This window comes from Streptomyces sp. NPDC003691 (genome assembly GCF_053981115.1).
Genome location: NZ_JBSFNQ010000153.1, coordinates 1 through 10,524 on the forward strand (window position 1 = coordinate 1; position 10,524 = coordinate 10,524).

9 protein-coding genes are annotated in these 10,524 nt (G+C 72.7%); 2 read left to right on the forward strand and 7 right to left on the reverse strand.

The window, feature by feature from the left end; translation table 11 throughout:
- The 5 genes from ACWDR0_RS33485 to dpgA form a co-directional block, all read right to left on the reverse strand.
- Window positions 1-191, reverse strand: a 191-nt coding sequence (locus ACWDR0_RS33485) for an aldehyde dehydrogenase family protein (protein ID WP_456355597.1), incomplete at its 3' end; no start/stop codon positions are given.
- Window positions 192-205: 14 nt separating this feature from the next.
- Entirely contained in the window at window positions 206-1,852 is a 1,647-nt protein-coding gene (locus tag ACWDR0_RS33490; RefSeq protein WP_456355598.1) for a thiamine pyrophosphate-binding protein, read from the reverse strand.
- Window positions 1,849-3,189: a (3,5-dihydroxyphenyl)acetyl-CoA 1,2-dioxygenase DpgC gene (gene dpgC / locus ACWDR0_RS33495; RefSeq protein WP_456355605.1), complete on the reverse strand. Its 1,341-nt coding sequence runs from the start codon at window positions 3,187-3,189 to the stop codon at window positions 1,849-1,851. Before dpgC ends, ACWDR0_RS33490 begins: the two co-directional genes overlap by 4 nt.
- Window positions 3,186-3,872: an enoyl-CoA-hydratase DpgB gene (gene dpgB / locus ACWDR0_RS33500; RefSeq protein WP_456355599.1), complete on the reverse strand. Its 687-nt coding sequence runs from the start codon at window positions 3,870-3,872 to the stop codon at window positions 3,186-3,188. Before dpgB ends, dpgC begins: the two co-directional genes overlap by 4 nt.
- A 13-nt stretch (window positions 3,873-3,885) precedes the next feature.
- On the reverse strand, window positions 3,886-5,022 hold the full coding sequence (dpgA, locus tag ACWDR0_RS33505; RefSeq protein ID WP_456355600.1) for a 3,5-dihydroxyphenylacetyl-CoA synthase DpgA: 1,137 nt from the start codon (window positions 5,020-5,022) through the stop codon (window positions 3,886-3,888).
- A 342-nt stretch (window positions 5,023-5,364) separates the two neighbouring features.
- Here dpgA and ACWDR0_RS33510 point away from each other — a divergent pair, with 342 nt between their 5' ends.
- Window positions 5,365-5,898: a hypothetical protein gene (locus tag ACWDR0_RS33510; protein WP_456355601.1), complete on the forward strand. Its 534-nt coding sequence runs from the start codon at window positions 5,365-5,367 to the stop codon at window positions 5,896-5,898.
- A 182-nt stretch (window positions 5,899-6,080) separates the two neighbouring features.
- Here the strand turns inward: ACWDR0_RS33510 and ACWDR0_RS33515 are convergent, their stop codons facing one another.
- Together ACWDR0_RS33515 and ACWDR0_RS33520 are read right to left on the reverse strand one after the other, a co-directional pair.
- Window positions 6,081-7,244 (reverse strand): cytochrome P450, encoded by a 1,164-nt coding sequence (locus ACWDR0_RS33515; protein WP_456355602.1) that lies wholly within the window; start codon window positions 7,242-7,244, stop codon window positions 6,081-6,083.
- A 36-nt stretch (window positions 7,245-7,280) separates the two neighbouring features.
- On the reverse strand, window positions 7,281-8,105 hold the full coding sequence (locus ACWDR0_RS33520; protein ID WP_456355603.1) for an SAM-dependent methyltransferase: 825 nt from the start codon (window positions 8,103-8,105) through the stop codon (window positions 7,281-7,283).
- 674 nt (window positions 8,106-8,779) lie between these two features.
- Between ACWDR0_RS33520 and ACWDR0_RS33525 the strand changes: the two genes are divergently transcribed.
- The coding region (locus tag ACWDR0_RS33525) for a type I polyketide synthase (RefSeq protein ID WP_456355604.1) at window positions 8,780-10,524 on the forward strand (1,745 nt) is incomplete at its 3' end.

The window sequence follows — 10,524 nt, forward strand, 5'->3', positions numbered from 1 at the left end:
GCCCAGCCGGGCTGGGCGGCCGCCGCCGCGGCGACCGAGGTACGGACGTCCCGCGGGGTCGCGGCGCCCACTACGGCGAGCGTCCGGCCGGTGGCCGGCTCCACCACGTCGAGCGGCCCGCCCGGCGCCTTCCGCCAGGTGCCGTCGAATACCTTCGCCACCAGGTCGGCGGGTTCGAACAAGGTGCCCATGGTTCTCCCTGCGCTCAGGCCGGCGGGGTATGGCCGAGTACCGGCACGTCCACCAGCAGCGGGCCGTCGCGGTGCGCGGCGCCCGCGACCACCTTGGCCAGCTCGTCACGGTCGGTGACCCGGAGGGCGTCCACGCCGAAGAACGCGGCGGCTCCGGTGAAGTCGAGATGCGGCGGGGCCAGGTCGAGCCCCGGATAGTGGCGGGTGGCGGTGGCCCGGCTGCCCCAGGTGTCGAGGGTTTCCTTGAGGGTGCGGTACTCCCCGTTGTTGGCGACGACGAAGGTCACCGGTGCCCGGTGGCGGGCCGCGTTCCACAGCCCCTGGAGGCCGAAGAGGGCGCAGCCGTCGCCGAGAACGGCGACCACCGGCCGCCCCGGGTGGCCGAGCGCGGTGCCGACGGCCATCCCGATGCCGGAGCCGAGCCCGCCGCCGACCGTGTGCACGAACGAGTCGGGCCGGTCGAGGCGGAGCAGCGGCCGCAGTGCCACACCGGTGGTGATGGCCTCCTCCAGCAGGACCGCTTCCTCCGGCAGCGAGTCCGCGACCGCAAGGCCGAGGGACAGCGGGTCCATGGGGGCCGCCCCGGCGGAGGCGTACGCGGCGGTACGGTACGCGGCCCGGCGTTCCGCGTGCCGCCGCCCGGCCTCCTCGGTCCGGCGCGCCGCCTCCGGCACCCGGCCGCGCAGCCGTCGCGCCAGCTCGGCGAGGGAGGCCGCGAGATCGCCCACCATGGGCGCGGCGACCGCGAAGTTCCGCCCCACCTCGGCGGGGTCGGTGTCCAGCTGGGCCACGGTGGTGGACTCCGGGATCGCCGGGCCCGGGGTGTAGTGGTGCGGCATGAAGGCGTGACAGCCGGCGATCAGCACCGCGTCGTGCGGGGCGAGCGCCTCCCGGATGGCCGCGTTGGTGGGGGTGAGGGCGCCCGCGTACAGCGGATGCGTCCCGGGGAAGTCGATCCGGTCGTGCAGCGGCTGGTGGAACACGGTGGCCCCGAGGGCCTCCGCGACCGCCACCAGCTCGGGGACCGCGCCGTCCCGGCCCACCCCGTCGCCCGCGACCAGCGCGGGGCGCGCCGCCCCGGCCAGCAGGTCCGCGGCGGCCTCGGTGCCGCCCGCCGCGCCCGGCGGCGCGGGCCGGGTGCGGGCGGGCAGGTCGAGGTCGGTGTCCTCGGCGAGGAGGTCCATGGGGATCGACAGGAACACCGGCCCCGCCGGGGGGCGTACGGCGAGCGCGAAGGCCCGGCGCAGCGCCGTCGGCAGGTCGTGGGTGTGCCGTACGTCGAAGGCGTGCTTCACGGCCGGCCGGGCCAGGCCGACGAGGTCGCCGGTGAGCATGGGGTCCTGGGCGAGGTGCCGGCGGTCCTGCTGGCCGGCGGTCACCACCAGCGGGGTCCGGGACCGGGAGGCGTTGAGCAGCCCGGTGAGGCCGTTGGCGAGGCCCGCCGCCACATGCAGGCTGACGAAGGCGGGCCGCCGGGTCGCCCGGGCGTAGCCGTCGGCCATCGCGACCACCGTGCCCTCGTGCACACCGAGCACGTACTCCAGGTCGGGCGCGTCCACGACGGCGTCGAGGAACGGCAGTTCGGTGGTTCCGGGGTTGCCGAAGACCCGGGTGATCCCCTCCTCCCGGAGGACGGTCAGCAGTATGTCCGCGGGCCTCATCGCACGGCCTCCGCGGGCTCGCTCCGGCCGCCCGCGGTGAACCGTCCGACCTTCGTCAGGACGTCCTCGCTGTACAGCCGGAGGACCTGGGCCAGCGCGAACTCCGCGGCGTAGGCCCGGAAGGCGTCCAGGGGTTCCTCCGCGGCCACCAGCATTCTGCGGTTGGCGGCCACGGCCGGTCCGGCCAGCAGCGGCGCGTCCCGTGCCACGGCGGCGTCCAGCCGCTCCGGGTCCACCACGGCGTCGCGGAGGAACGCGGCGTCCGGCTCGGTCGCGGCGAGCCGCCGGCCCCAGAGCACGACTTGCCGGGCGACCCGGCCGCCGACGAGCCTGCGGAGCCGCAGGTTCGCCGCGCCGGGCACGATGCCCTCCTGGGCCGCGGGGAGGCTGAAGTAGGCGTCGGAGGCGGCCAGTACCCGGTCGAGGACCAGGGTCAGCTGGGTGCCGCCGCCGATGGCGAAGGTGTCCACGGCGCCCAGCCACGGCTTCGCGACCGCCGTGTGCGGCCAGTTCTCCTCGGTCTCCTCGTGCAGCAGCCCGCGGCAGAGCTTGTTGACCAGTCCCAGTTCCCGGCCGAGCAGGAAGCCGACGTACGAGATGCGGCCCCGGTGGAGGTCCTTGAGGTGGATACCGGAGCTGAAGACCCGGCGGCCCGCGTACTTCGGGTGCGTCATGGTCCCGCCGCGCAGCACCCCGACCGCGCTGTTGCCGTCCAGCAGCACCAGGTCGACCGCGGTCTCCAGATCGGCGACGAGCGCATTGTCCTCGGCGTTCAGGCAGCCGGTGTTCCGGAGGGTGACGTGCGCGATGCCGTCGCGGCGGTCCACCCGGACGGTGCCCAGGTCCACGCCGCCGTGTTCGGCGTACCCGGGCAGCAGGCCCAGGGCGCGGGGCGTCGGCCGCAGGGCCGCCGTCAGCACCTGCCGTCCGGGGCCGGGCAGCCGGAGCACTTCGTGGAAGAAGATGCCCTGGTCGACCTCGTGGCCCTCCTTGTCGGCCTGGTGCCGGGCCCGTTCCGCGGCGAGCTGCGCGGCGGTGGGCACCAGGCCGGGGAAGGCCGAAGCGGCGGCGTCCACCAGCTCCGCGGGCCGCAGCGGCAGGGCCGAGCCCGCGGTCAGCTCCGCATGGATCCGGCCGGCGTGCGCCCGGAGCAGACGGCTGCGGGCGAACCGGCCGGACCGGAGGGCGCGGGCGGCCGCCTCCCGGGCGGCGGGCGGCCGTCCGGGCTTCGGGGGGAGGGCCGCGATCAGTTCGCCGATCCGGGCGGCATGGTCGCTCAGGGCCGCGGCGTCGGCCCGGAGATCGCCGGTGATCCCCGGCGTCGGCGGCAGGCTCATCGGGCCGTCCGCCGCATCGTGCGGTCGCACGCCGCCAGGTGCGCTCCCAGGGCGTCCTCGAACGATGTGCCCGCCGCGTCGAGCAACAGCCGCCGCCGCAGGGCCAGCTCACTGCCGGCCAGTCCGCTGGCGGAGCGTTTCGCCGCGGCGACCGCCGCGGCGGTGTCCTCGGCCGCCTCGTCGAGGATGCCCGCCGCCCGCGCCTCGTCCGCGTCCAGCACCCCGCCGAACAGCACCAGTGCCCGGGCGCCGACCACCCCCACCTGGTTTACCAGCCGGTGCAGGGCCATCCCGGGCCAGGGCACCGCCGACTCGTGGTGGACCGCGATTGTCGTGCCGGGCGTACCGATCCGGTAGTCGCAGGCCAGCAGGGTCTCCAGGGCGGGCCCGGTGCAGTGGCCCCCGGCCACGGCGATCACGGCCGTGCCGAGCCGCTCCAGCCGGCGCAGCGCGCCCTCCCACTTGTTCACCAGGTGGATGTGAGAGGTGCCGGGCCAGGGCACCGGAAGGGCCGGCGTACCGCCGCCGACCCGGATGACGACGGGTACCGTGCCGCCCGCGTCCTCGGCCCGGTCGCACACTTCGGTCAGCTCCGCGATCAGTGTCGCGGACAGGGTCCGGTCGCTGCCGACGAAAGGCAGTTCGGGCTGCCCGGACGGCTGCTCACTCGTGGAAAACGACATGCCACCCGCTCCTTCAGTAGCGCACCAGTGCGGCCTCGATGGTCGAGCCGGGGCCCATGGTCATGAAGATCCCGTACTCGCCCGGATGCACCACTCCTTCACCCAGCAGACGTGCGTAGGAGAAGAGGAAGGAGCCGCTGGACAGATTTCCGTAGTCACGCAGCACACCGGTGGTGTGCCGGACGTCGTGGCGGGTCAGGCCGAGGTTGACCATGACCGCGTCGATCACCTTCTTGCCGCCGGAGTGCACCGTCCAGTGGCCGATGTCGCTGCGGCGCAGACCGGTGCCCGCGAGCAGGCGTTCCACCACCACCTCGGCGTTGGCGCCCACCACATAGGGCACCTCGCGGTCGAGGAAGAAGCTGAACCGGCCGTGGTCGTCGTCCCAGTCGAACCGCATCGCGTCGATGGCGTCGGTGATGATGTGGCTGGTGGCCCGGAGGACCGAGGTCCCCGGCCGGGCGGACTCGTGGTCGCCCGCGAGGACCGCGACGGCCGCCGCGCCGTCCCCGAAGAGGCTGTTCACCACCGAGGTCCGCATGGTGCCGTCGAACGCGTACGCCGCCGAGCACGCCTCGGCGCACACCATCACGGCCAGTTCACCGGGATGGTCCCGGGCCCAGCCCGTGGTGGCGCTCAGCCCGTTCAGGCCGGCGTTGCAGCCCATGCCGACGACGTCCAGCCGGACGGTGTCCTCCCGCAGACCGAGTTCCTTGGTCAGCAGGGCGCTGAAGCCCGGGGTGAGGAAGCCGGTCGAGGTGACACAGCACAGGTGCCGTACGTCGGCGGCCTCGGCACCCGCCTCGGCCAGGGCCGAGCCGAAGGCGCGGACGGCCATCGCCACGCCCTGCGTCCGGTGCTTGCGCAGGAGCTGGCCCTGCGTCTCGACGCTCATGGTGCCGTCGGCGGCCCGCGGCGGCAGGGTCAGATGGCGCCGTTCGATGGCGCTGTTGAGGAAGACGCCCCGGATCTTCGGGTCGGTCACCCGGAACGCGTCCAGGACCTCCTGTTGGGAGTAGGACGTCGGAGGCACCGCCGTGCCGACTCCCACTAAGCGCGCGGTGGTACGGGGCGGTGACGCGGGCTCGGTCCACTCCCGTGATCGTGAGCCGACGGTCGGAACGATCACCGCAGTCGTCGTCTGGGTCATCTGCCTACTTCCGGAGTGAAGTCATCGAATCTGCAAAAGGGAGAAGATCACCTGAATTTGCGTGTGCGGACAACGATGGCCGGGCGGATGATAATTCCGTTCGGATGGTACTCGGCGCGAGTGCGGGTTCGTGAGACCGGGAGTGAAGAATTACCCCCGGGCGACTGGGGTGAGAAAGGGTTGATAAGGGAGAGTAGGGGTTTACAGACCCATGGGTTCGCCGCCTAGATTTCTCCCTCGTACGGAGATCGAATGCGATGCCACTGGGTTTCTCCTGGAATTCACCCTTCCATTTTCCGGTGAAGTGGAGCAGTGGCCAGAAACCGAAGGATGGTTCTGCCGATGCTACGCACGAAACTTGTCGGAGTTGCCGGGGCCGCGTCCCTGGCGCTGCTCTCCGCCGCCGCTCCCGCGACCGCCGAGGCCAAGGGGCCCAAGGGGGGCAACGCTCCCGTACAGATCCTGTACCACTGTGTCGAAGCCCCCTACGGGGAGGCCGACGCCTACTTCCTGCTCAACCTGACCGCGCCGCGCTATGCCGCGTACGGCAGCACGGTCGATGTCGCCGCGACCGTGACCACCACGTCCCCGGCCCCGCCCGGCCTGCTGCCCTACACCCTCAACGGCAAGATAGACGTCACCGCCGGAGGCGCCGGCTCGGGCACGGTCACGGCGACCGGCCTCACCAACCCGGTGGTACCGCCGGCCGGCGACCCCCTGACGCTCAGCGGGGCCACCGCCTCCTTCACAGCGAACGCCACCGGGCTCTGGAAGTTCCGGCCGGGCGCCTTCGAGACCATCAACGCGCGCAACGAGCACCTCGTCTGCACCCCGAAGACCACCACACCGGTGATCACCAAGACGTACGTGTACTGATCCGCCCGGTACCGACCCGCCCGGTACCGATCCGGCCGGGACCGGCCGGGCCCGTACCGAGCCCGTTCGTTCGGCTCCCGCGGGTCCGGCTCCGGCGGGTACGGGTCCGGAGGGTACGGCTCCGGCGGGTGCCGGACGGCGCGGCGACGCCGTCCGGCACCCGTCCGTCACGGACCCCCGGCTCATCCCGCACCCACCCACAGCGTGCGGAAGCCGTTGAGCTGCGGCTCGGCATGGTGCTCCGGGCCGTTGCCCCGCACCACCCGCAGCGACGGATACCGCGCCAGCAGCAGCCGGGTCACGACCACCGTCTCCAGCCGCGCCAGGGGCGCGCCGAGACAGTAGTGCGCCCCCCGGCCGAAGCCGAGATGGGGATTGGGGCTCCGGCCCGGCACGCACCGGTCGGGGTCCTCGAAGACCCGCTCGTCGTGATTGGCCGACTCCAGCGACAGATAGACCAGATCGCCCGCGGGCACCACCGTGGAGCCGTAGCCGAGATCGGCCGTCGCCAGCCGCGGCACCGACCGGATAGGGGTGCGGTACCGCAGCAACTCCTCGACCGCCCCCGGCACCAGCGCGCGGTCCGCCCGCAGCACCTCCTGGAGCGCGGGCAGTTCGGCCAGGCCGAGCACCGTGTTCGCGATCATCAGCGTCGTTGTGACATGCCCGGCGAGCAGCAGGAACGCGGCGAAGCCGGTGATCTCGGCATCGCCCAGGGTCTCGTCCCCGAGCTGCGCCGACGCCAGCGCCGAGACCAGGTCGCCGCGCGGCGCCCGGCGCCGCTCGGCCACCAGATCCGCCAGATAGCCGTGGAACATCCGCATCGTGACGGCCGACGCCGCCATCCGCCCCGGGTCCGACGGATCGAACGCGCCCTGGTCGAACAGGACATCGGCCCAGGCGGCGAAGCGGTCCCGGTCCTCGACCGGCACCCCCAGCAGCTCCGCGATAAGAATCATCGGCAGCGGCTGCGCCAGGGCCCCGATCAGCTCGAACTCGTCCTCGCCGGACACCCGGTCGAGCAGCTCGCCGGCCAGCGCCTCGACCCGGGGCGCCAGCGCGGCGGCCTTCCGTGCCGTGAAGGCACGGCTCACCAGCGTCCGCAGCCGCCCGTGCCGGGGCGGATCCATCGCGCCGATGTGCCCGTCGAGCACCGGCGGCGATTCGGGGAAGACCGCGCTGACGTCCGAGGCGAGACGCGTGTGGTCACGCAGCGCGGCTTCCACGTCGGCGTACCGCGTCAGATGCCAGATACCGGTGTCCGGGTCCTGCCACACCGGGGCCCGGTCGCGCAGTGTCCGCAGCCGCGCCCACGTCGCGCCCTGGTCGGACGCCACGGTCGTCATGGCGCGGCACCGGGTCCGCCCCCGCGACGCACGGCCCTATGCCTCGGGGCGCCGCGCCACCAGCACCACACACCCCAGTTCCTCGGACGCGGCCAGCTCGTCGGGGAACGCCAGCAGCCGCCGGCGCTCCTCCTCCGGGAAGCTCGCCACGATCTCGTCGGGGATATGGCTGAGGTCCTTGGCCCGCATCTGCTCGGCGACCAGCAGCAGCGTCCTGCGCAGCACGGTCTCGGTGACGTCGAGGACCTCGACCAGCTCCAGACCGGCCCCGGCGACCAGCGCCGGATAGTCGTCCAGGCGCACCGGATCGCTCATCATCCAGATATCGACCATCTGGTGCATCAGCGACGGCTTGCCCGGCGGCGGGTCGTTGCGCTGGAAGAGGTCGGTCAGGGCGATGTGCCCGCCGGGCCGCAGCACGTCGCGTACGGAACGCAGCGCCTTGTCCCGGTCCATGTGGATGATCGACTCCAGCGCGAACGCATGGTCGAAGGACTCCGCGGGGAACGGCAGGTCCATGGCGTCGGCGTGCAGGAAGCGCACCCGGTCCGCCAGCCCCTCGGCCGCCGCCAGCTCGGTGGCCCGCTGGACCTGGGAGCGGCTGATCGTCACCCCGGTGACCTCGGTACCGGTGGTGGCGGCGACCCGGACGGCCGGGGTGCCGATACCGCAGCCGACGTCGAGCACCGACTGCCCGGCGGTCAGCCCCAGTTTGCCGGCCACCAGATCGGTCAGCCGCTCCGCGGCCTCCGCGAGCGGTGTCTCGTCGGCCGGGTCCTCCCAGTAGCCGAAGTGCAGGACGTCGGTGTCGGTGATCTTGTCGTAGAGGAGTCCGACCTGCTCGGGAATCGGTGCTCGCACAGGCGTCACAGTTGGGTGTCCTTTCCCAGGCGATGGCGCGCGATGGCTTTGGCGCCTGTCACTGGATCACACCCTGGTCGGCGGGCGATAGCGCGGTCCGCAGCGAACTTCCGCGGTGCTCGGGGGCGGTAGTGGTCGGCTAGGGGGTCCTAGGGGGCCGCGCGGTCCGCCGGGCCGCGGGGCGGCGCACCCGCCGCGGGCCGCACCACGGCGGATACCCGGCCCGGGCGGCCGCCGGACAACCCGGCTGCCGCTCTCCGCGGGCCGTCCGGCCGGATCGCCGGTACCGCACCCCGTCCGTCCCCGGGATATTCCGGCCGGGCCCGGCCCCGTTGTCCCCGCGGGACCTGGCCGGATCGCCCCGCCGCTGGCCGGTAAGCGCGGTACAGCCCCTTAGGGGGAATTCTTCACCCGGCTTGTTGAGGGGTGTCGCCCGGACCTGCCGGGGCTAGGGGTTGTCGCCGCGCCGGGCCCGCCCATAGCGTCACTTCGAGGTTGTGCAGGTAAATCGGCGTTGCATGCGGAGAATTCCGCGTCCGCCGTGTCGTCGCATCCGTCGTGGCGTATCGGCAATCTCGCTTCGGCGATCCCGCCGCCACCGCGGACGGGAGCCCAGGAAAGGCGCATCGGGACGCATCTGTAGGTGCTCGGCGAGTTCCTTTGGAGTGGCACAAGTGAGCCGTGAAGAAAAGGCTGTCGAATACCTGAAGCGCGTGACCACCGATCTTCAGCGAACCCGGCAGCGCGTACGGGAACTCGAAGCCGGCGTCCGGGAACCCGTGGCCGTCGTCGGTATGGGGTGCCGGTTCCCGGGCGGGGTGTCCTCCCCGGACGACCTCTGGGAGCTGCTGGTGACCGGCCGGGACGCCGTGTCCGGCTTCCCGGCGGACCGCGGCTGGGACCTGGACGGCCTCTTCGACCCCGACCCGGAACAGCGCGGGCGCACCTATGTGAAGGAGGGCGGCTTCCTCCAGGACGCGGGCTCGTTCGACGCCGGGTTCTTCGGGATCTCGCCGCGCGAGGCCGTGGCGATGGACCCCCAGCAGCGGCTGCTCCTGGAGACCTCCTGGGAGGTGCTGGAGCACGCGGGCATCCGGCCCGAAACCCTGCGGGGCAGCGATACCGGGGTGTTCGTCGGCAGCAACACCCAGGACTACACCACCGTCGCCACCCGGTCGGCCGACGGTCTGGAGGGCCATGTCGGCACCGGGAACGCGGCCAGCGTGGCATCCGGCCGGATCTCGTACTTCCTGGGCCTGGAGGGCCCGGCGGTCACCATCGACACCGCGTGCTCGTCGTCGCTGGTCGCCCTGCATCTGGCGGCGCAGGCGCTGCGCACCGGCGAGTGCTCGCTCGCTTTCGCCGGGGGTGTGACGGTGATGACCACCCCCGGCGCGTTCCTGGAGTTCAGCCGCCAGCGCGGACTCTCCCTCGACGGCCGGTGCAAGGCGTTCTCGGCCGCGGCGGACGGTACGGGCTGGGGCGAGGGCGTGGGGATGCTGCTGCTGGAGCGGCTGTCGGACGCGCGGCGCAACGGCCACCGGGTACTGGCGGTGATCCGGGGTACCGCGGTCAACCAGGACGGCACCAGCAGCGGCCTGACGGCGCCGAACGGTCCTTCGCAGGAGCGGGTGATCCGGGAGGCGCTGCGGTCGGCGGGGCTCGCGGCGTCCGAGGTGGATGTGGTGGAGGCGCACGGGACCGGGACCAAGCTGGGTGACCCCATCGAGGCGCAGGCCCTGCTGGCGACGTACGGGCAGGACCGGGAGCGGCCGCTCTGGCTGGGGTCGGTGAAGTCGAACATCGGACATGCGCAGGCGGCTGCTGGTGTGGCGGGTGTGATGAAGATGGTGTTGGCGATGCGGTACGGGGTGGTGCCGAAGACGTTGCATGTGGGTGAGCCGACGGCTGAGGTGGACTGGTCGGCGGGTGCGGTGGAGCTGGCGGTGGAGGCGCGGCCGTGGGAGACGGAGGGGGGCCGGCCGCGGCGGGCGGGTGTGTCGTCGTTCGGGATGTCCGGGACGAACGCGCATGTGGTGCTGGAGCAGGGGCCCGAGGAGACGGTTCCCGGGACGGCTCTCGTCGAGCCCGTTCCGGTTGAGCCGGCTTCCGGTGCGGTTCCGGTTGAGCCGGTTCCGGTTGAGGCGGCTCCCGGTGCTGTGACTGCGGCTGCGCCTGCGCCTGTGGTGCCGTGGATTCTGTCCGCGCGTTCCGCCGAGGCCCTGAACGAGCTTTCCGGGAATCTCGCCGCCCAACTGGCGGACCGTCCCGGTGTACTGCCGGTGGATGTGGCGCGGTCGTTGGTGGATTCGCGTTCGGTGTTTGGTTTTCGGCGGGTGGTGGTGGGTTCTTCGGTGGGTGAGTTGGTGGGTGGTTTGGGTGTGGGTGGGGATGTGGTGGGTGGTGTGCGGGGTGGTTC

Bases quoted from the DNA above. Each gene is read 5' to 3' on its own strand.
- dpgA (WP_456355600.1), bottom strand. From the start codon at position 5,022: ATGACCCAGACGACGACTGCGGTGATCGTTCCGACCGTCGGCTCACGA.
- ACWDR0_RS33490 (WP_456355598.1), bottom strand. From the start codon at position 1,852: ATGAGGCCCGCGGACATACTGCTGACCGTCCTCCGGGAGGAGGGGATC.
- dpgB (WP_456355599.1), bottom strand. From the start codon at position 3,872: ATGTCGTTTTCCACGAGTGAGCAGCCGTCCGGGCAGCCCGAACTGCCT.
- ACWDR0_RS33510 (WP_456355601.1), top strand. From the start codon at position 5,365: ATGCTACGCACGAAACTTGTCGGAGTTGCCGGGGCCGCGTCCCTGGCG.
- ACWDR0_RS33515 (WP_456355602.1), bottom strand. From the start codon at position 7,244: ATGACGACCGTGGCGTCCGACCAGGGCGCGACGTGGGCGCGGCTGCGG.
- dpgC (WP_456355605.1), bottom strand. From the start codon at position 3,189: ATGAGCCTGCCGCCGACGCCGGGGATCACCGGCGATCTCCGGGCCGAC.